The sequence below is a fragment of the Spiroplasma citri genome (genome assembly GCF_001886855.1).
Classification (GTDB): Bacteria; Bacillota_I; Bacilli_A; order Mycoplasmatales; family Mycoplasmataceae; genus Spiroplasma; species Spiroplasma citri.
Genome location: NZ_CP013197.1, coordinates 1481710 through 1501906, shown reverse-complemented (window position 1 = coordinate 1501906; position 20197 = coordinate 1481710). Strand labels below are relative to the sequence as shown.

The following is a 20197-nucleotide window of genomic DNA, read 5'->3' as shown; positions in this document are numbered from 1 at the left end:
CGATGATTGATTATAGAAAAATTAAAAAACAATTTCCTTTTTTTAAAAATAATTCTGAGCAAATTTATTTTGATAGTGCGGCTACTACTTTGAAACCACAAGTTGTTATTAATGCTATTAATGATTACTATACGAACTATGGAACTAATCCGCATAATACTGATAGTGATTTAGGATATAAAACAAATGTTCAATATGAACTTGTTCGCCAGAAACTTCAGCATTTTATTAATGCCAAAAAAAAATTGGAGATTATTTTTGTTCCCGGAGCAACATATGGATTAAACCAAATTGCATATGGTTTAAGTTCAAAGATTACGAGAGGTGATGAAATACTAATTACAAAACAAGAACATGGCGCAAATATTTTACCGTGATATCGATTGGCACAAGAAAAAAAAGCAATTGTTAAGTTTTTACCAGAAATAAATTTTCAAATTGATTTAAAACAATTAGCGACAGTCATTACTGCTAAAACAAAGATTGTTTCTTTTGCTAATGTGCCAAATATTTTAGGATATGAAAATGATCCAACGTCAATTGTTGCAATGATTAAAAAAATTAATCCAGCAATAATTGTTGTAATTGATTGTGCACAAGGTGTTATTCATATGCCAACTGATGTTCAAAAGTGAAATGCTGATTTTATTACTTTTTCAGCACATAAAATTTTTGGCCCAACTGGAATTGGGATTTTATGAGGAAAAGAAGAATTATTATTACAATTACAACCTTTAATTGTTGGTGGCGGTATGAATGCTCAAATTGATAGTAATAGTTTAGATTATAGTTTAAAAAAATTACCAGACCGGCTGGAAGCAGGTTCAGCTAATATTGCTGATATTTTTGGCTTTGGAGCAGCAATTGATTTTGTTAATAGTCTTACTTTAACAGAAATTATTAAATATAATCATCAGTTAAAACAATATGCAATTCAACAGTTTCATAAAAAATTAAAAGATAAAGCAATAATTTATAATGCTTATAGCAAAGGACCAACATTAGTTTTTAACATTAAAAATGTTTTCTGTCAGGATGTTACAATGCATTTAGGAAGTCGGAATAATATTACTGTTCGTAGTGGTGATCATTGTGCCCGGTTAATTGGTACTGTTATTCCAGAGAAAAATACAATTAGAGTTAGTTTTTCAATTTACAATAGTTATGAAGATATTGATTTGTTGGTGTCGGCACTTGCAAATGAAAAAGATTTTTTAGGAAGGTTGGTTTAAATGGAATTTAATAAAAATGATCCAATGTTTTTACGACAAATTATTATGGACCATTATTCAGAACCACAATACAAAGGATTAACAAAAAAACCAACAGTTTATTCAATCCATCAAGCTTCTGAATCATGTATTGATGATATTTATTTAGAATTAATGATTGAAAGAAATAAAATTATAAGTGCTCGGTTTGATGGCGTTGGTTGTGCAATTTCAACAGCATCAAGTGATATTATGGCACAAGAACTGGAAGGAAAAGCAATTAAGGATGGTTTAGCAATTATTGAAAATTATTTAGCGATGGTTTTTGACCAGCCATATGATGAAAACAAGTTAAATAATTTAATTGCTTTTATTAATATTGCAAAACAACCTAATCGAATTAAATGTGCGACAATTGGTGTTACTGGTTTTCAAACATTATTATTAGATTTATTAAAAGCAAATGATAATTAATGCCAAAGGAGGGGGATTCTTTAATGCCAAAATTAAAGCAAGAAAAAGAAATTAAAGAAATTTCTAGTTATAAATATGGTTTTAATGATGGAGATATTTCCTACTATAATACTGGGAAAGGCCTTAATGAAACAATTATTAATGAAATTTCAGATCATAAAAATGAACCAGATTGAATGCGAGAATATCGTCTACAGTCATATTTTAATTTTTTAAAAATAAAAAACCCAAGTTGAGGACCAAATCTAGAGTTTATGGATTTTGATGAATATATTTATTATATTAAACCAACAGAACATATTGCAACAAAATGAGATGAGGTTCCTGAAAAAATTAAAAAAACTTTTGACCGGTTAGGTTTGCCAGAAGGAGAACGTGAATATTTAGCTGGAATTAAGGCTCAATATGATAGTGAACCAGTTTATGGTAGTATGCTAAAAGAAGTTGAAGAAAAAGGAATTATTTTTTTAGATTGTGATACGGCATTACGTGAGCATCCTGAGCTATTTAAAAAATATTTTGGTACATTAGTACCAAATACAGATAATAAATATGCTGCTTTAAATGGTGCTGTTTGATCAGGCGGGTCATTTATTTATATTCCAAAAGGAGTTAAATTAGAAAAACCATTGCAAGCTTATTTCCGGATTAATTATCAGAATAGTGGCCAGTTTGAACGTACATTAATTATTGTTGATGATGATGCAGAATTACATTATATTGAAGGATGTACAGCACCAATTTATGCTCGTGATTCTTTGCATGCTGCTATTGTTGAAATTTTTGTGGGAAAAAATTCAAAAATGCGCTATACAACTGTTCAAAACTGGAGTGATAATGTTTTAAATTTAGTAACAAAGCGTAGCATTGTTGATGAAAACGGTCAAATGGAATGAATTGATGGCAATATTGGCTCAAAAATTAATATGAAGTATCCAAGTGTTATTTTAAAAGGAAATAATAGTAAAGGGCAATGTATTTCAATTGCGGTAGCAAAAGAAAATGTTATTCAAGATGCTGGTTCAAAAATGATTCATTTGGGAAAAAATACTTCTTCTAAAATTATTTCTAAATCAATGACTTTTAACGGAGGGACAGCAAACTATCGTGGATTAGTTCATATTGGACCAAAGGCACAGTATTCAAAAGCCAGGGTTGAATGTGATACTCTAATTTTAGATGGAAAATCACATTCTGATACAATTCCCCAGAATAAAGTTTATAATAATGAATCACAAATTGAACATGAAGCAACAGTAAGTAAAGTTTCTGAAGAACAATTGTTTTATTTACAAAGTCGTGGCTTATCAGAACAAGAAGCTTTGGAAATGATTATTATGGGATTTTTAGAACCATTTACAAGAGAATTACCAATGGAATATGCCGTTGAATTAAATCAGTTAATTAAAATGGATATGGAAGGTAGTGTTGGTTAGTGATAACTCGTGGTAAACAAGAAATTCGACAAGAAAAATTACTTGCAAGAAGTAAGATTTCATCTGAGTTACGACAGCAAAAAGAAACTAAGATTTTTGATACTTTTTTTCAACATCCAGGTGTGCAAAATAGTAAAACGATTGCTCTTTATTATTCAATTAAAAATGAAGTTAATACTCTTCTTATTATTAAGCGATTATTCGCGCTAAAAGTTAATATTTTATTGCCACGAATGGATGGAAATAATTTAAAATTTTATCATATTACCAATTTAACAACTGATTTAGAATTTAATTTACGCTTTAACCTTTATGAACCATTAAATTCATTGCCAATAATTAATGCAGAAAAAATTGATGTTCTTGTTGTTCCAATTGTTGCTTTTGATCAAAATAATTTTCGGTTAGGATATGGGAAAGGTTATTATGATCGGTTTTTAAAAAATTATCATCATCTTGTTATTGGGTTAGCATTTATTGAACAATTAGTGCCGACCCCATTACCGGTTGAAGAACACGATGTTAAAATAGAAATTATTATTAGTGCTTAAAAATTAAGGAGCAAGGATGAACTTACTATTATTACGTGTTGTTAGCAAATATTGATTTACATCATAACATATTTATTTAGTAACATTATTTTTACCAATTATTTTATATTTTATTAGCATTCGTGTTACTAATATGTTTAATAGTAATTCTAGTTATTTATCATTGCCAGGATCAATTTTATTAGCTGGGGTTCTTAACGGTATTCTTGACTTAGCAATTGCTTTTTATGAATTTCGAAAAACTACTTTTGCACGGCAATTGTATTTGTTAAAAGCTTCAATTTATCAATTAATTTTCGTTTTAATTATAATTAGTTTAATTACTAATTTAATTGGTTCAATTTGATTATTTTTAATTGCTTTTTTTAGTTATGGTGAAGGAGTGATGGAGTAAAGTAAACGTTTGGTGATATCTTATTCTAATAAATATTTATCTATTAAAATAAAATTCCTAAGAAAAAGATAAATTTATCTTTTTTAATTAACTTAATCATAACATAAAAGTAATAATTTACAATACAAAAAATAATAATTAACAAATTATTTAATAAATTTATTTTAAATTATAATTTTTACTTTAAATTTTAGACAAAACCTTGTACATGTTGACTAATATTTTTATTTATTAAAAATTGTTGCTTATTCTTAGCATTATTTTTAAAAAAATAATTATATTTTTTTTCATTTTTTTTGTTTAATTTATTAAGAAAAAAATCAATTAAATTAACCCCGTTTTCTTTTGCCATTTTCATTGCAATCATATTTTTAAAAACTTTTTCACTATATGATTTAGCACCATATCCTTTTAATCATTTTACATTATGTGAAATTTGTGGTTCAGTACAAGACCCCATATATCAATCTTCTTTATAAACTTTAATACCATCAGAATTATTTTTGATATATTTAATGAAATCTTTGATTTTATCTTTTTTATCTTTTAAGAATGGGTATTCTTTGATATTTTTTCTTGTAATTAATTTTTTTAAATATTTTATTGCTTCATCAGGATCACCATTTTTAAATAATTTATTCATATCTCAATAAATTTGTTTTCTTATTTTTTCATTATCAGTTAAATTTTTAGTAAATTTCTTTCTTCGATAAGGAAATATTGTTTTTAATTCTTTCATTAAATGAAATTGATCTAAAATAAAAATTGCACCAATTTCATTAGCAAATTTTTTGATTCATTTTGCTCCATCACCGGCTAGCGTTAACTTACAATTTTCAATATTAAAATTTTGATTTAAAAAATGTAAAAATTCTTTTTTATATTTTTTAATAAGATAGTATTTATTTTTTACTGATTTCATAACAATAAAAATTTTTTTATCTTTTAGAATATTTTTACTTTTAGTGCTTTTTATTTCATCATACCCAGTATGAAAATATGCTGTTCTAAACATATTTTTTTCTATTTTTTTCTATTTTGTTAAATTACTAAAAGAATCATCAACGCCAGCATACAAATATGGTGTTTGGACAATTATTTTTTCAGTTTTTGTTTTTAATTGTTCTTTAAATAATTTAGCAAAATCAACCTCTTTATTAATGTTTGTAATTGTCATCTTTGATATATTTAAATTAGGAAACATATCCATAATATCTCTTTGTCTTTTAGCACTATCCATTAATTTTCAAATTGCTATTTTAATAAAAATACTAATTCTACTTCGTTTTTTTCTTCCGACTTTCTTATCAAATAAGAAAACAAATTGATATTTATTAGTATCTTTATTAAAAAAACGAAATAATGTTCTAAAAAAGGTAATATCACCATACTCTGTTTTTTCTGTAAAAGGTCTTTTACCTCACATAATATAGCCATTTTGACCATTACAATTTTGTTTTCGTAATTCTTGATCAATTTTTGATCATTCTTTTAATATTAATCTTTTTCCTGTTTCATTAATATCAATATTTACTTTTTCTCTAAAATTAATACTACTAAAAATATTTAACATATACCTGTATTCCTTTTAAATCATTAAATGATAGTAAAATTTTATACTGCTTAAAATAATTTGTCAGCAGTTTTATTACATTATTTTTATCTATAGAAAGAGAGAAATTAATTAACCTTCTTAACCTTTTTCTTTTTTTCTTTTAATTTCACTAGTTATTTGTTAGATAACTTTATTAACTTTTTCTCATTTAGTCAGAATTTCCCTTAGGTGTGGTTTAATTAATCACTTGCGACTACGCTTCTGCCCCATGTAGTACTAATTTAATTAGTTGATTAACCTTACAGATATCCTCCCACTTCGTTTAATTTTTAAGTGTTCCAGCTTGACCACTTTGTGAAATCTTACTATTTATAAAAATAATTATTCCTTTTCAAAATAATTATTGGTTTCTTGTCTTTTAATTAATTCTATTTCAAGGTTTTTAATTTTTTGTAAAAGTAAATTTATCATTGTTTTATTTTGAAAAGATTTGTAATTTGTATTTTCATACTCTCTTAATTGCATTTTTAAATTATTAATATTTATTATAATTTCTTCTGTTGTTAAATTAGCAAATTCATTAATATAATTTTCTTTTATTTCTTTTTTGTTATTTTTAATATCATAAAAATATTCTTGATTGAAATTGATATATTCAATTTCTTTTAATTTAAATGTGTTTGTTTTTTCTACTAACTTTAAATCTTTTCATAGTTTTAAAGTTATTTTCATTGGATTATAGCGTGCTATTTTAACAATTCCTTGCCCTTGTTTTAAATTTGCTAATTCACTAGTTAACATTAGGGGGTGACTTTTTAAATTTTTTGAAACACTAATATTGCTTTTATTTTCATTAATACTAATTTGTTCGATTGTTTTTTTCCAAATAATTCACTACAATATTTTATTGTTTCTAAATCGTTGGTATGTAAGAAAATATGCATCCCACAGTTATTTAAAATAATTTTTGCTATTGTATCACCATAATTTAATTTTAATTGGTTAATATCTTGTAAAATAAATTGAAAAAATATGTTTCTGCTGCGCGAAATACTAACTCATTTTTCAATGTTATTTATTTTTGTTAAATTAGCAAATTCATCTAAAATAAAATATACTGGTTTTTCTAGTTTTTGTTCGATTGTTTCACTTGCTTTATTTGTTAAAAATTGATAAATTTGACTAATTAATATTGCTATTAATTTATAGTAATTATCATTTTCGTCACTAAATATAATGTATAAAACTGTTGGATATTCGATAAAATCATTGTAATTAATATCATTTTGCGATGTTAAATTACGAATAAAATCATTGTTAAATATTTCTAAACTTTTTGCCACAGTCATTAAAATAGCATCTAGTGTCCAATTTTCTTTACTATCAATCAAAACTTGACTTGCGGTGATTTTGGCAATGCTGGTATTTTTTCGATTATTAAGTCATTCAACTAGATCTTTTTTAAAACTAGCAATGGCAGCAACAGACGCCATATTAAATTTGTTGAAAAATAATTCTTTTTTTAACATTTCTTCTATTTCTGTTGTTAAATTATTTTTGTTTATTTTATCTTCATAATCTTCTAATATTGCCAAAATAATTCCTTGAATAATCATGCTTGCTGAATTATTTCAAAATTCATCTTCAATATTTTTGTCAATTAACATACGACTAAGTGATCTAATTTTATCTTGATATTTTATTTTTCACTTTATTTTTTCTTTTTTGTTATTGATCATTAACATTTTAATAAAGTCGTCGTAAATTAGTTTTAGTGGATTTCAAGTATTTCCTTTCTCTAAATTACGAAAATCAATAACTTTTATTTTATAACCATTTTCTGCTAAAAATCCACTGGTTAAATTGTATAATTCTCCCTTTGGGTCGGTTATAATCATATTTGGTTTAGTGGTTGATTTTCCGTTTAAATAAATTGTTGGCAATACTATTCCTTGTGTTTTTCCGCTTCCTGTTGAACCAACAATAACACTATGAATATTATTTTTTAAGTTAAACAATAAATCTTTTTTGTTTTTATTACAGTTAAAAACAAAACCAGTATTTTTATAATTATCTTTGATATTAACTTTATCACTAATATCATCAATTTCTTTTATACTTAATCATTTACTATCCCCAAAATCTATTTTATCAGTTGTTTTAATTGCAGTTTCTTTACTTTTCACTTTACTAAATAAAACAAAATAAAAAAACCAGCAATAAAAACCTAAGCTTAACCCAAGTGTTATTAATAATCCGTATTTATTTTTAATTATATAATTTCATCAGGATAATATTTTAAATTGCTTAATTTCATTTATAAATATTGTCATTTCTTTTCAATTAATAAAAATTGAATAACCTATCCCAAATAATGTTAAACAAAAAATAAAAATGATTGGAACAAAACATGCACCAATTAATAAACTTATTTTTTTCTTTTTAATTTTATTTCACATATTTTTATAACTCTCTTTCTATACTACTCACTAAATCATAACCTTTTTGCATAATAGGATTAATTTTAAAAACCATTTCATTAAATTCTTGTTCAATTAAACTCTTATTTTTAAAATCTGATTCTTTTGCACTAGGAATTGTGGTGATAATTTTGTAGTATTTTATTTTTTCTGCTAAATCTAAATATTTAGTTAATTGGTTTATTTCATAATCTGTAAAATTATTTTCATATTTTAAATATTTGCATCCTGTAATCGAAGTGCAACAAATCAATTCTGAAAGGAGTTGATTTTTTATTGAAAAGAAACATTATTTTATTTTGCGGTCCTTAGTAATTAAGTATGGAAAAGATATTGTTATTAATACTGTAAATAAGATAGTAATTAATAATGTAAAAGAAAATGAATAAATTATCCGCGTAATTTATTAGCGGTAATTTATTCAATATAGTTTATTTTGAGCGTAGCGAACACGCGGAGCGTGACGCGATATTTAAAAATTTTGAAAGGAGATATATTATGCCAACTTGATTAACGACAATATTTAGTGTTGTTATTGTATTAGCAATTTTTCTTTATTTTGGTTTATTAATTTACCAAAAAATTCGTCAAATTCGAGGAAAGAAAAAAGATAAAAAAGAAATTGAAAGAAAGGAGAGTAATAAATAATGTTAGGTATGTATTTAACAACAGCGTTTAATTTTTTAACAGCATCTACACCTAAAACTATGTCTGAGGGTATGACTGGTATTTGAACTGGTTTATCTAGTGCATTATGAAAAGTTAAAGAAGGTATAACAAATATTTTACCTGAGATAATGGTTTTCTTAGGTGAAGCGTGAATTATATTAATTCCATTTGCTATATTTTGTATTATTAAAATCTTAAACTTTTTCCGTGTTATGGTTAAAGGATTTTAATATTTATTATAATCGATCATATATCTTAGTTAAGGCACACTAGCTTTTATGTGAATTAAATAAATAATTTTATTGTTTATTTTTACACTATACACTGTTTACAAATTTATTTTTTAATAAACTTTATTACTATCGTTAATATTGGGATAATAAAAATCTCTATTATACATATAAATTTAACTATATTTTCTATAGTTGATAAATCTATATTGTTTATTATTCATAATATTGAGTCTGTTATGAAAAATATTTTTTTAGTAGGATTTAATAAAAATAAGAATATTTCTATTAAGGGTCATACTAGTAATAGATTTGGGAAATAAATTTTTATAATATTTTTTATAAATATACCTACTTTTTTTTAAAATTTGTGAACAGTGTATAGTGTAAAAATATCAATTTAATTATATTTAAGGTATTATTATGGTTTTCTCTCTGTATAAAAATATTTATAAATTTGTTAATTTATTAAAAATTTGAATAATAAATTTAAAAGTTATTATTAAAATTATTATTAGTGAAATAATTGTTTTAATTGGTAATACCATTCATGATAATCAAAAAATAGATGGTATTACATTTGTAAAAAATGAATTTATTATTTCTTCGATATTTTATTTCTTCTTTTTATTTAAAATAATTTATACAGAGAGAAAACCATAATAATATCAACTTAATTATAAACTTATGATTTTATATTTTAATAACTATTGTTAAAAATTAAATAGTATTTTTCAGTGTGCCAATTTTTATTATTTTTATATTTAACATTGTTTATTAACATTGTTTATTAAACATTAAATAAACAATATATTAGCATTATGTATAACATTGTTAATAATCAGTGTTTATTACAATTAAAAAACATTATATAAACATTATTTATAACATTGTTTATTAAACAAATATTTAGTTAGGAGATTATCTTATGGATATAAAATTTAAAACAACTAAGGAATGTAAAAAATTAAAGAGAGATTTTATTATTAGGAATTTTGTTTTTGGTTTTGTTTATTTTCAATTTTTCATTGTTCTTATTGAAATTATTGTAGGTCTTGTTTTGTTTTCAAATAGAGAAATAATTGTTGGTATTTTACTTTTTTCTTTATTTTTATTTTTAATATTTATTCTTTTATTTTTTATAATTCAATGTCATATATGCGAAATTAAAGAATATAAAGTTATGTTGTTAAAGAAAAGAATGTTACCATTAGAAAATATAATTGGAGGATTAGGAAAAGGCACAATGTTAAGACCAGTAAGACGAGGAGATGATAAAATTGAGTAATTTTGTTAAGAAAAATCATAATGTAGAAAATTATTTTATTAGTAAGGAATTTATCCCTTTTACAACAGAAAAAGCAAGTTTTATTAATTTACCTAATCATAATCGTCATATTGGTTTTTGATTGAGTAATAAGTTTATTTATCCGAGTGAAAAACATTTGGAACAAATAGCAATCGGTTTGATTTATGATAATTCTTACCCTATTGTAAAATATGATGAAAATTTAAAGCGAAATATTTGAAAATATTTAACTGGAACAGAATTAATCAATTTATATAATCAATATAAACAAAATTATTTTACTAAAATGAAAAAAGCGTTATTTTCAAGTGAACCTAAAAAAGTAAAAGCAAATAATAACAATAATAATTTAACAAATTGAAGTGTTGAAAAAGAACAAGAATTAATTAATGATTTGAAAGACTTAAATTAAATGAGTTTATATGATTATTGAGTTCAATTTGTTAGTTATATTATTGGTGCAAATGCCCCTGAGTTTTTATATGTTATATCTTTTGTGTTATTTGTTGTTTTATTTTTTGGAATGTTTTTTAAACTTATTCAAAAAATATGGAGTTTTTAAAAATGCAAAATGATTGAATTAAATTAAAAGAGTTTTTTATTCATATATTTTTGTTTATCGATAAAACGAATGTTGAAAGTATTACAATGTGGAATTTAACGCAAAATGAATATTTAACCTTGATGGTTGGTGTTTGAGTTGTGATTTTGTTTTTAACTTGGTTTTTCTTGTGAATGGTTTTTAAGATAGTTGGGTATTTTAAATAATGAAAAAATTTATATTTTTCTTTAAAAACTATTGTTATATTAGTGGTTCAATGCTTTTGTTTAGTTTAATTGATTTATTACTTTGGTTATTTTCTTTGTATTGTGTTGGTTTAGTATTTTGAATATTATTTGCTTTGCAATGTGTATATTTTGTGTGATGATTGTGAAAAAATATTTTTTATCAGTTAAATTCTTTTGGGTTAGTAAATTTTGTTTGAGATAATCCGTTATCGGTAATTATTGGTAAGTTAGGAACTGGTAAAACATTACTTTTAACTTATTTATCGCAAACTATGAAATTATTGACAGATGAAATTTATAGTAATTATCCCTTAGAAGATGATAAAGTTAAAGTTTTAACATTTAAAAATTTAGATTTTACTGATAGAACAAAACCCGTTCCCCTAGATGATAGTGTTATTTTATTTGATGAAAGTTATTTATATATTGACGGAACTAGTCCTCACGATGAGAAAAAAGTTCATAGTGGTAAAATACCGTGAATTGTTTTAGCGAGACATTTTGGACATCGTGCGTTGTTTACTGCTCAGCGTGAGGGTATGATTTGAAATAATATTCGCCAGTTAGCAAGTGGAATTATTATTCCAATTTCATTGAAAAAACCCGTTGCTAAAAAAGGATTTAATTTTTTTAATCGTTTCTTTATTATGCGAATTGGGATTTTCCAAGATATAACGGATTATGAAATTTGAAAAACAAAATCAGTAGAACGAACAGTAGAAGGTAAAAGAGCAAAACATAAGTCGGATGTTGGGTTAGGAATTCGGTTTTTTAAAATAATAATTCCCCTTGAATTTGCTAATAAGTATGATAGTGAATGGTTAAAGTTTGTACGTGATTTAAAGAATGACGAAATTGTTAATGAAAAATTTTATTATTGATCGGAAATCACAAAATTAAGCGTTAAAGAACGATTGGAGTTATTTGATATTGATATTTTGAAAAAGAATTTAAAACCTAAAAAAGAGAAAGGAAATAGTAAAGATGATTAATTTATTAGTTGAAAATAATAATAGTAATTGAGACAAGATTTTTAGTTTTGTTTTTGATATATTTTTGTTTATTTTTGATGTAATTTGAAATACAAAATTACCGATGACAAATACGTCAATTGCTTATTTTTTAATCTTTTTTATGGTTATTAAGTTATCGATTTATGCAATTCACGGGACATCAACACAATATAATAATTTAGGTTCGACAGTTAATAATGGTGTTTCGCAAGTATATTCGTCAACTGTACGAAAAGGTATTAATGTTGGTAAAAATGTTTATCAAAATAGTAATAAGCAGCAAGTTAAACGAGAAATTAAGCGTCAAAATGTTAGACAACAAGCAAAATTTAAAAGAGGTGTTAAGTAATGATTAAATTAGTTTTATTGGTGGCGGCGATTGCGATATTTGGAACTGGTTTTATTACTGTTATTATTAATCAATTTACATCAGCAAAAAATATTATTATGGATTTATATAATTCTGATACTTGGTTGATTTGATTATTTGGTAGAATGGCAGTTTTGTTTAGTCATCCGTTAATGTTAACAATATCGAGTTTATATATTGTTGGGTTTATTGTTTCAAAAACATTGTATAGTTAGGAGTTGAGTTTATGAAAAAATCGTTATCTTTATTTGCCATATTTATTTTAACTTTTTTGGGTTTGGTTATTCCATTTATTACTTTAACGGCGTTTAGACCCTTAAATGAGGAGCAATATACGCTTAAACAAGAAAGTAGTACTGGTAAAGGTATTAATGAAACTGATTTTATTAATACAATGTTTTTACGTAGTAGTTTTTTTGAAAATTGAAGTGATACCAATTATTTTATTAATCCAACTTTAAAAACGTCAAAAAAATTATCGTTTAATGATAAATGGTATTTGGATTTTTTACAAGATAGTTATTCAACTGGACTTGTTTATGATAAACCACACGATAAATTTTTAGAATTTTTTCAAATGTGAGATACTTTTAAATTTACGTATAAAATTGATAAGTTTTATGATGTTAAAAAAGAGAATTTTTTGAATGATTTAACTGATTTTATTTATGCTTTTGCTTATAAATACAATATGTATGATGTATCTTTACAAATTGTTAAAAATGTTGAGCGTTATAAAGAAAATTTTTCTCCAAGAGTTAAGTTAAAACAAGATAATTGGAAAACTATAAATGGGACATTTAATAATGAATTTAAAACACGTAATAATAAATTTTATATAATATCAGCAAAAGAACAAAGAGAAGATAAGACTTGAAAAATTATTAAATTTAAAAACGATGATATTAATAATCTATTTGGTAATGTATGAAATAATGGAGTTAAAATTAAAGACATTTGATATATAGTAAATAGTTTATATCGTTGAGATGGTGATGGTGAACCTGAAACACCAACCATTGACAAAAATACTGGTGAAATTACTGACTGAAATAGTTATCAACAAAGTTGTGTAATACAATTTATTAATTTATCTTTAACTGCTGTTTTGCGAGAAAATATTAGGGTTCAACAAGGTGGTAGTGCGGATTATGAAAATCCGAATAAGGTTGGTACAAAGCGGATAATTTTTGATTTTGAGACGGTTGATGAATTGGATGTTCAAGATATTAAAAAAGCAATTTATCGGATGATTTTAACTGTTGATGAAGTAAATACTATTATTTCTGGTAGTTTAGAGTTGAATAATGTTAATAACGATGATTTAAGTTTTAATTTTAGTTTTATGCGAACGGGAACTGGTCAAGTTTTTAGTTTTAATGGTTCAATTTATTCATCATTAAATAGTAAAGATTTAAAGTATTATCAGCAGTTTAGCGGTCAGTTTGATTTATCTAAGTTTTTACAGTCGTTTTTTGCAAGTGCTTTGGTGCCAGTATTTCAAAATCGTAGTTCATTTATAGAAAATGGATATATTGATAATTTGCAATATGATACTGTTTTAGTTAACTTTTTTGCGTTGAAATTACAAAATTTTAATAATATTTTATTGAGTGAAAATATTAATGATAAATTACAATTTGATAAATTATTAAATAGTATGTTTAAGATTTCACAGAAATTTTATACTAATTATTTACGTACGATTTTTGATTTAGAAAATAATACTTATGTCCAAGGTTATAATAAAAAATATGGCTTGTTAGTAAATAATGGTTTTAAAATTTACCCACGATATTTTTATTTTTCGGATAAATATAAGCAATTAGATATTAAATTATATTCAGCGTTTAAAAATCGGTTTTATACGATTAATAATTATGGTAGTGTTTTTAATTATGATTTTTCGGTTGCTAATAATTATGATATTAATTTGAATTCTGGTTATGTTTTTGCTGGTTATTTACAAAGTAAATATGGTTTGCGATACAAGAAAATTGAAGAACAAAGAATCGGTTATAATGTTTTTGAATTACAAGCACAAAGAGAAAATGATATGTACCGTTATTATGATTTTAATTTTGGGATTTATAATTGACAAGAGATAAATAGTGGTGGTTTATTCCCTGATAAACAATGATGACAAGTGCAATATGTAACGCCCGAAGGTTGATGAGATTTTGGTGCACATATTAAAAATGCGGTGATTTGAATTGTCAACACTATTCCTGGTGTTAAACAAGTTAACGAGTTAGCGAGTGGTGTTGGTAAGGTTTTTGAGACAGTATATAGTTTTTTTAGTCAAATATTCGAAGTATGAAAATTTAATCCCGCATTGTATAGTACAATAACAAATATCTTTTTATTAATTATCTTTATGAAATTTGTTCGATTAATATAAAAAGGAACTGTTATTTAGTTCCTTTTTGTTCTTTTCAGTCAGTAATTTCACCAGTATTTTTGTCAATGGTTGGTGTTTCAGGTTCACCATCACCATCTCAACGATATAAACTATTTACTATATATCAAATGTCTTTAATTTTAACTCCATTATTTCATACATTACCAAATAGATTATTAATATCATCGTTTTTAAATTTAATAATTTTTCAAGTCTTATCTTCTCTTTGTTCTTTTGCTGATATTATATAAAATTTATTATTACGTGTTTTAAATTCATTATTAAATGTCCCATTTATAGTTTTCCAATTACTATTTTTTGGTGGTTGTTGTGGTTGTGATGCTGGTATTGTTGGTTTATTTTCTTCATTATTATTATTATTTGGTTTTTCAGATTTTTCACAACTGATTAGTGTTGTTGTGCTTGTTATGGTTAATCCTATTGCTCCTATGATACTAAGTCATTTTTTCATATATATTGCTCCTTTTTGTTTTTTTATATATAATTGATTTTATCACATATCAATTATATATCAATTATTCGTATTAAATATTAATTTTATAAGTTAATGAAAGGTATATAAATGTTATGTATAGTCATTTAAGTTTTATGGATAAAGTTAAATTAGAACAATTATTATTATCAAAAATGTTTTTAAAAAATAATGGTGAACAGAATATTTCTGCAATCGCTAAATGTTTGAATAGACATCGTAGTACTATTTTACGAGAAATTAAGCGTTTTAAAACTACTGATGAATATAGTGCTTATAAGTCAGATAAAATGTATTATAAGAAAAGAAAAAAGAATAATAAAAGATGTAAATTTACGGAAGAACAGATTAATTTTATTCAAATTAGATTTAATAAATATCACGATTCACCGTCAGAACTTATTTATCGTTATTTTTTAAAATTTGGTATTAAATTTCCGGTTTGTGTTAAAACATTGTATAAATGAATTCGTTTAGGTTTTTATGGTTTTTTAAAACAGAATTTGCGACATCGTGGAAAAAAATATAAAACAAAAGGAAAATCTGATAATCGTGGTAAATTAACTGATTTTAAGTCAATTTGAGATATTGAAAATAAAGTTTCTAATGTTGGGTGATTTGAAATGGATACTGTTGTTGGAAAAGAACATTTATCTAGTTGTTTAGTTTTAGTAGAACAATCAAGTAGAAAATATTTTGCAATAAAATTTGAAAATCATACTGCTATGGAAGTTCTAGTAAAATTTAAAGAGATGGTTATAAATAATAATTTAATGGGTAAAATGAAAGGAATAATAACAGATAGAGGTAAAGAATTTAGTAAATGACGAGAAATGGAAATATTTGCTGAAACACAAGTTTATTTTTGTGATGCTGGTAAACCTCGTCAAAAACCTTTAATTGAAAAAATAAATGGTGAATTAAGACATTGATTTCCTCCTGGAACTGATTTTAATAAGGTTAGTCAGAAACGATTAGATTGAGTAGTTAATGATGTAATAAATGAAAAATTAAGGCCTGTTCTGAATTGAAGAACAGCAAAAGATGTATTTATAGATAATTTTAGATAAGTTTATTATATTTTAATTAATTAATAATATGTAAATTAATTCATAAAATATGTCAAAAATGTATATTAAATTATAAAATATGTCATTAAAATAACAAAATATGTCATTAAAATAATAAAATATGTATTTATTAATTAAAATTTAATAAATTCTTTTTTAGTGTGTTTAAATGTGAATAAATTAAAAGAAAAATTAAAATTATTTTTATTTTTTTTAATTTATGGTTGATTTTTTTAATTTTTATTATATTATTTAGTTAATAAAGATTTGTTGCACTTCATTTTACACGTTTCAATTGTTTAATTTCATAAATTAAACTATCATAATCATCACTGATGCTTTTAATTTTGTTAAATTCTTTAACATTGCCTTTCGTAGATATGTACTCATCAAATAGATTATTAATTTCGTTTTCTAATTTATTTCGTTCAAATTCTTTAACTTGTCGAAAATTCATAGTGTTATAACTACCTTTACCACCAATTTCACCAGGTTCTATTTCATAACCTGCTTTTGTTAAATAATTAGCATGGTAATTATTAAACTTTTGTAGTTGTTTTTTGCCACCAAAAACCCTATTATTACTAATTATGTATCTTTCTTCATTGAGCTTTTTTGAAAAAACTTTACTAATTGGAATAAAACCAAAATGAATATGGGGTGTTGTTTCGTCCATATGAACTGTTGAATATAAATACCCAATATCTGTTTTAAGATTATTTTTCATTCATTGTTTCATAAAATTTATTTCAATATTAACTCATTCATTTAATTTATAATAATTTATACTTTCAGGAATTAATTGTCCCATTTTACGCGTATCTGTTTTTTTGTCCCATACTTGAATATCTGTAAATTGACATATTCCCATTTTTTCAAATCATTCTTGTCTTGTTGCTGGCAAAACAACTTCTATGTAAGTATTGTGTTTATTACAAAAATCTTTAAAAGTTGATTTTTGTGCTTCACTATATTTCTGTTGTTGTTTATTTCAATCTTCTTCTATATTTTTTAATAATTCAAATCTTTTATTATTTGCTAACTTAAAACCTTTATCATTTATAATTTTTTCTTTTTTATCACTAACATAATAAAAATTATATTTTGTAAATTCAGGATTAACATTTTCAGGTATTCCAATTCTAAAATTATGTCTTATTAATTTATTAACACTTTTACTACTATATTTTTTAAAAGTTGCAATTGGTGGTGATGACCTAAATTTATCTTCTTTTTCCATCTTTTTATCCTCCTTTTTTGGAAATTTTTACCTTTTAAAATTTATTAAATTTATAAAGCCAAAATGCTTGCTCATCATACATTTTGGCTTTGCCAAAATATTTGAAAAATTTCATTTTTATTTTGTCTAATTAATCATCTTTTTTTGGAAATTTATTACTATTAAAATATTTTAAATTTTCTTGGTATATTTGTTTTTTTTCTGCTTTTTTAATTAAAACTTGCTTATTCATTTCTAATAAAAAAGGGTGCAGTTTTTCTCAATTAACCTCACCCTCAATTTTTCCATCTTTATTTTTAATATAAAAGTTTTGATTTTTAAAAATTGTAATAAAACAATAATCTTTGTTATATTGTAATTTAAAATATTTGCTATTTATATTAATGCTTGCATAATGATACAATAAATTTTTTATCCTTAAATCAATTCATTTATTACCTTTAATATCATAATAAGGTTTTGTTAAAATTAAATTATTTGTCATAACTTGATAACTTATATATTTTTCTGTTTCTTTCATTTTGATAGTTCCTTTCTCTAAAAAATTATTTTTAATCTTTTTTAATTTTTAATGTTATAAAATAGAAAATTGGTAAACATATTGTGTTCGTAATTAATATTCCGATAATTATTTGTTCTATATTTAAAACACCAAGATTTAATCAAAAAAAGCATAAAATCAATTGGAAGATAAATAATTATGTTTGCTAATAAAATAAGAATAATTTTAATACTATGATTTATTTTTATTCAATTAATTAGTTTAATTAAAACTGCTAATAAACCTGTCCCAATATTTCAGCATAATGATCCCACAGTAAAACCTCATAATGTTAAATCTGATAAAAAATGTCCCATAATTCCAATTAATAAACACCAATATCAATTTAAAATAATTCCACTTATAAAAATAGGAATTAAAAATAATGGAATTGATGTTCTTGGAATAATTTGGATTCGCATAGTTTGCGATAATACAACCATCATTGCAATTAAAACAGCAATATAATTTATCTTTTTGATTAATTGAAAGTTATTCATTTTTTAAAAATTTAATTTAAGTTGTATTTTCTTTAATCGCTTTTGTACCATTGCAAAGTAATTATTATTTATTTCACAACCTAGTCATTTTCGATTTAATTGTTTAAATATTATTAGTTATTTGTTACCCTTAAGTTATCCATCGTCAATTATAGAAAGCGCTTGTTTTTGAAATGTTCCAGCATGAATTTTAGACAATTTAGTAAATAGTTATTTAGAGTTAGGGAATTAAGTGTAAATCTTAAGCTGTCCCAGCAACTGTGATATTGACGAAAGCCACATTAGCCACTGAAAGGAAAACTTTTGGGAAGGCGGTTAGTAGGATGAAATTAAGCCAGTAGACCTTTCTAAATTTAATTAGTCTTATTATATAATTCTTGGGTGTGAGTCATGTAATTATTTTGTAAATAAATAATTTAGTGATTGTTATATAAAAAGCATGCTGGGGAATGCTTTTTAATTTACTGGAACTAGAATTAAATTGTCCATTGTTAATTTGCTAGAAAAAAATAAGAAAATGAAAAAAAATTATTACTATTCCTAAGTTCTACATTTATTTTTTCACCAACATTAACAACAATTTCTTGTAAAAATGTTGATGAATCGCTTTCCTATTGTGATCCAGATTGAATCTATCAAATAAAAACGGAGGAAAATGAAGAATTTGTGGTTGGCTATAATAATTATTATTTGTCAACTGCATCAAGTACCTTCCAACAAAAAGATTGATTAGATCTTAATCAAGAAGCACATATTTATTTTTATTTTAAAAATGTTGTAAGTCTTGATAAAGTAATACAAAAATTACAGTTTGGTGATACTGCTCATATGCAAGATGTAACTCATCTGTATGAGCCAATAACATTTACAAAAACTGATGATGGTAATGTTTATATTTCTAATTCCTTTTTGACGCAAAATACCCCTGTTAATGGTTATACAATAATGTCACAAGATAAAGTGATAAGACCTTAAAAATAGTAAGAATATGAAGCAACTAAATGACCGATTTCAAAAAGAATTTAAACAATGAGGAACAATTCGTGATTCTCATCCAGTTCAAGAAGTGGATGGAAAACAATTTGTTTGATGAAATTCTAACCGTTGGGATGTTTTATTGCAGACGGAAATCCAAAAGGCAATATATGGAGTTTGAAGTAGCACTGAAAATAAAATTCAAGTGGGGATGAATATTCCATTAAGCCTTGTTAGTAAAGTTTCAATTAGAGTGTCAAAAACTAAGGCTCAAAATGTATTTCGAATAGATCTAAATTATCAAGAAGATTAAATAAATAATAGTTTTAATAAAATAAAATACCGATTACCCAACTGAGGTTTTTATTTTAAAATCATTGGTGAAAATAAGGCCCAATATATTTCACCACAACTAATTCCTGCAATTAATAATACTTTTCGTGTGACTGATGTTTTGACATATTTAACATCGCGAAATTAAAATTCTTTTAATGAT

At 24.1% G+C, this 20197-nt stretch carries 28 protein-coding genes and 1 riboswitch; of the genes, 19 read left to right on the top strand and 9 right to left on the bottom strand.

Translation table 4 applies throughout. The features are described 5' to 3' along the window. Window positions 1–2 precede the first annotated feature (2 nt). The 5 genes from SCITRI_RS08830 (at window position 3) to SCITRI_RS08810 (ending at window position 4066) form a co-directional block, all read left to right on the top strand. Window positions 3–1232, top strand: coding sequence for an aminotransferase class V-fold PLP-dependent enzyme (locus tag SCITRI_RS08830; protein ID WP_071937981.1), 1230 nt, complete (start codon window positions 3–5; stop codon window positions 1230–1232). After that, on the top strand, window positions 1233–1685 hold the full coding sequence (sufU, locus tag SCITRI_RS08825) for a Fe-S cluster assembly sulfur transfer protein SufU (protein ID WP_071937980.1): 453 nt from the start codon (window positions 1233–1235) through the stop codon (window positions 1683–1685). Between the two features lie 23 nt (window positions 1686–1708). Beyond that, window positions 1709–3121, top strand: coding sequence for a Fe-S cluster assembly protein SufB (gene sufB / locus SCITRI_RS08820; RefSeq protein WP_071938070.1), 1413 nt, complete (start codon window positions 1709–1711; stop codon window positions 3119–3121). Then, window positions 3121–3672, top strand: a complete 552-nt coding sequence (locus SCITRI_RS08815; protein WP_071937979.1) for a 5-formyltetrahydrofolate cyclo-ligase — start codon at window positions 3121–3123, stop codon at window positions 3670–3672. Before sufB ends, SCITRI_RS08815 begins: the two co-directional genes overlap by 1 nt. Window positions 3673–3805: 133 nt before the next feature. Continuing rightward, complete coding sequence (locus SCITRI_RS08810) at window positions 3806–4066, top strand: hypothetical protein (RefSeq protein ID WP_237237951.1); 261 nt, start codon at window positions 3806–3808, stop codon at window positions 4064–4066. Between the two features lie 190 nt (window positions 4067–4256). Here the strand turns inward: SCITRI_RS08810 and SCITRI_RS08805 are convergent, their stop codons facing one another. The 5 genes from SCITRI_RS08805 to SCITRI_RS10405 all read right to left on the bottom strand — a co-directional run bounded on the left by SCITRI_RS08805 (window position 4257) and on the right by SCITRI_RS10405 (window position 8354). Then, on the bottom strand, window positions 4257–5081 hold the full coding sequence (locus SCITRI_RS08805; protein ID WP_071937978.1) for an Mbov_0401 family ICE element transposase-like protein: 825 nt from the start codon (window positions 5079–5081) through the stop codon (window positions 4257–4259). A gap of 18 nt (window positions 5082–5099) precedes the next feature. Beyond that, window positions 5100–5639 carry a UPF0236 family transposase-like protein gene (locus SCITRI_RS08800; protein ID WP_071937977.1) on the bottom strand — a complete coding sequence of 180 codons (540 nt, stop codon included), beginning with the start codon at window positions 5637–5639 and terminating at the stop codon, window positions 5100–5102. A 363-nt stretch (window positions 5640–6002) separates the two neighbouring features. Then, window positions 6003–6422 (bottom strand): hypothetical protein, encoded by a 420-nt coding sequence (locus SCITRI_RS08795; protein ID WP_071937976.1) that lies wholly within the window; start codon window positions 6420–6422, stop codon window positions 6003–6005. Window positions 6423–6436: 14 nt separating this feature from the next. Next, window positions 6437–8080 (bottom strand): VirD4-like conjugal transfer protein, CD1115 family, encoded by a 1644-nt coding sequence (locus tag SCITRI_RS08790; RefSeq protein ID WP_071937975.1) that lies wholly within the window; start codon window positions 8078–8080, stop codon window positions 6437–6439. A 4-nt stretch (window positions 8081–8084) separates the two neighbouring features. Continuing rightward, a complete protein-coding gene (locus SCITRI_RS10405) occupies window positions 8085–8354 on the bottom strand; it encodes a hypothetical protein (RefSeq protein WP_157092889.1) in 270 nt (89 codons plus the stop codon). Between SCITRI_RS10405 and SCITRI_RS10400 the strand changes: the two genes are divergently transcribed. From SCITRI_RS10400 to SCITRI_RS08740, 11 genes are all read left to right on the top strand, one after another. Continuing rightward, the gene (locus SCITRI_RS10400) at window positions 8341–8490 is read left to right on the top strand and encodes a hypothetical protein (protein WP_155522075.1); all 150 of its coding nucleotides are present in this window, start codon (window positions 8341–8343) and stop codon (window positions 8488–8490) included. The two genes, SCITRI_RS10405 and SCITRI_RS10400, sit on opposite strands and share 14 nt — an antisense overlap. 109 nt (window positions 8491–8599) lie before the next feature. After that, window positions 8600–8749, top strand: coding sequence for a hypothetical protein (locus SCITRI_RS08785; RefSeq protein WP_015979229.1), 150 nt, complete (start codon window positions 8600–8602; stop codon window positions 8747–8749). After that, window positions 8749–9000, top strand: a complete 252-nt coding sequence (locus SCITRI_RS08780; RefSeq protein WP_015979230.1) for a hypothetical protein — start codon at window positions 8749–8751, stop codon at window positions 8998–9000. The genes SCITRI_RS08785 and SCITRI_RS08780 overlap by 1 nt, the downstream gene beginning before the upstream one ends. Window positions 9001–9423: 423 nt before the next feature. Next, on the top strand, window positions 9424–9663 hold the full coding sequence (locus SCITRI_RS08775) for a hypothetical protein (protein WP_015979231.1): 240 nt from the start codon (window positions 9424–9426) through the stop codon (window positions 9661–9663). 265 nt (window positions 9664–9928) lie between these two features. After that, window positions 9929–10288 carry a hypothetical protein gene (locus SCITRI_RS08770; protein ID WP_071890535.1) on the top strand — a complete coding sequence of 120 codons (360 nt, stop codon included), beginning with the start codon at window positions 9929–9931 and terminating at the stop codon, window positions 10286–10288. Further along, window positions 10272–10721 carry a DUF3627 domain-containing protein gene (locus tag SCITRI_RS08765; RefSeq protein WP_071937346.1) on the top strand — a complete coding sequence of 150 codons (450 nt, stop codon included), beginning with the start codon at window positions 10272–10274 and terminating at the stop codon, window positions 10719–10721. The genes SCITRI_RS08770 and SCITRI_RS08765 overlap by 17 nt, the downstream gene beginning before the upstream one ends. Window positions 10722–10873: 152 nt before the next feature. After that, window positions 10874–11077 carry a DUF2649 domain-containing protein gene (locus SCITRI_RS08760; RefSeq protein WP_071890543.1) on the top strand — a complete coding sequence of 68 codons (204 nt, stop codon included), beginning with the start codon at window positions 10874–10876 and terminating at the stop codon, window positions 11075–11077. Beyond that, window positions 11077–12090 carry a hypothetical protein gene (locus SCITRI_RS08755; RefSeq protein WP_071937974.1) on the top strand — a complete coding sequence of 338 codons (1014 nt, stop codon included), beginning with the start codon at window positions 11077–11079 and terminating at the stop codon, window positions 12088–12090. The genes SCITRI_RS08760 and SCITRI_RS08755 overlap by 1 nt, the downstream gene beginning before the upstream one ends. Next, the gene (locus SCITRI_RS08750) at window positions 12083–12460 is read left to right on the top strand and encodes a hypothetical protein (RefSeq protein WP_071937327.1); all 378 of its coding nucleotides are present in this window, start codon (window positions 12083–12085) and stop codon (window positions 12458–12460) included. The genes SCITRI_RS08755 and SCITRI_RS08750 overlap by 8 nt, the downstream gene beginning before the upstream one ends. Beyond that, window positions 12460–12696 (top strand): hypothetical protein, encoded by a 237-nt coding sequence (locus SCITRI_RS08745; protein ID WP_015967964.1) that lies wholly within the window; start codon window positions 12460–12462, stop codon window positions 12694–12696. Before SCITRI_RS08750 ends, SCITRI_RS08745 begins: the two co-directional genes overlap by 1 nt. A gap of 11 nt (window positions 12697–12707) precedes the next feature. Further along, window positions 12708–14882, top strand: coding sequence for a spiroplasma phage ORF1-like family protein (locus SCITRI_RS08740; RefSeq protein ID WP_071937973.1), 2175 nt, complete (start codon window positions 12708–12710; stop codon window positions 14880–14882). A gap of 10 nt (window positions 14883–14892) precedes the next feature. Here the strand turns inward: SCITRI_RS08740 and SCITRI_RS08735 are convergent, their stop codons facing one another. Beyond that, a complete protein-coding gene (locus SCITRI_RS08735; RefSeq protein ID WP_071937972.1) occupies window positions 14893–15354 on the bottom strand; it encodes a lipoprotein in 462 nt (153 codons plus the stop codon). A 116-nt stretch (window positions 15355–15470) separates the two neighbouring features. Here SCITRI_RS08735 and SCITRI_RS08730 point away from each other — a divergent pair, with 116 nt between their 5' ends. Continuing rightward, a complete protein-coding gene (locus tag SCITRI_RS08730; protein WP_071937971.1) occupies window positions 15471–16445 on the top strand; it encodes an IS30 family transposase in 975 nt (324 codons plus the stop codon). 256 nt (window positions 16446–16701) lie between these two features. On the opposite strand, the gene SCITRI_RS08725 is transcribed toward SCITRI_RS08730, so the two are convergent. From SCITRI_RS08725 to SCITRI_RS08715, 3 genes are all read right to left on the bottom strand, one after another. Continuing rightward, window positions 16702–17685 carry a plasmid recombination protein gene (locus SCITRI_RS08725; protein ID WP_071937970.1) on the bottom strand — a complete coding sequence of 328 codons (984 nt, stop codon included), beginning with the start codon at window positions 17683–17685 and terminating at the stop codon, window positions 16702–16704. A gap of 130 nt (window positions 17686–17815) precedes the next feature. Beyond that, a complete protein-coding gene (locus tag SCITRI_RS08720; protein ID WP_071937969.1) occupies window positions 17816–18205 on the bottom strand; it encodes a hypothetical protein in 390 nt (129 codons plus the stop codon). 41 nt (window positions 18206–18246) lie between these two features. After that, on the bottom strand, window positions 18247–18672 hold the full coding sequence (locus tag SCITRI_RS08715; RefSeq protein ID WP_157092888.1) for a hypothetical protein: 426 nt from the start codon (window positions 18670–18672) through the stop codon (window positions 18247–18249). Window positions 18673–18901: 229 nt separating this feature from the next. Next, a riboswitch (cobalamin riboswitch) is annotated at window positions 18902–19091 on the top strand. Between the two features lie 301 nt (window positions 19092–19392). Between SCITRI_RS08715 and SCITRI_RS11880 the strand changes: the two genes are divergently transcribed. Both SCITRI_RS11880 and SCITRI_RS11875 read left to right on the top strand, forming a co-directional pair. Continuing rightward, complete coding sequence (locus SCITRI_RS11880) at window positions 19393–19701, top strand: hypothetical protein (RefSeq protein ID WP_237237950.1); 309 nt, start codon at window positions 19393–19395, stop codon at window positions 19699–19701. Between the two features lie 13 nt (window positions 19702–19714). Next, window positions 19715–20014, top strand: coding sequence for a hypothetical protein (locus SCITRI_RS11875; protein WP_237237949.1), 300 nt, complete (start codon window positions 19715–19717; stop codon window positions 20012–20014). Window positions 20015–20197: the final 183 nt, after the last annotated feature.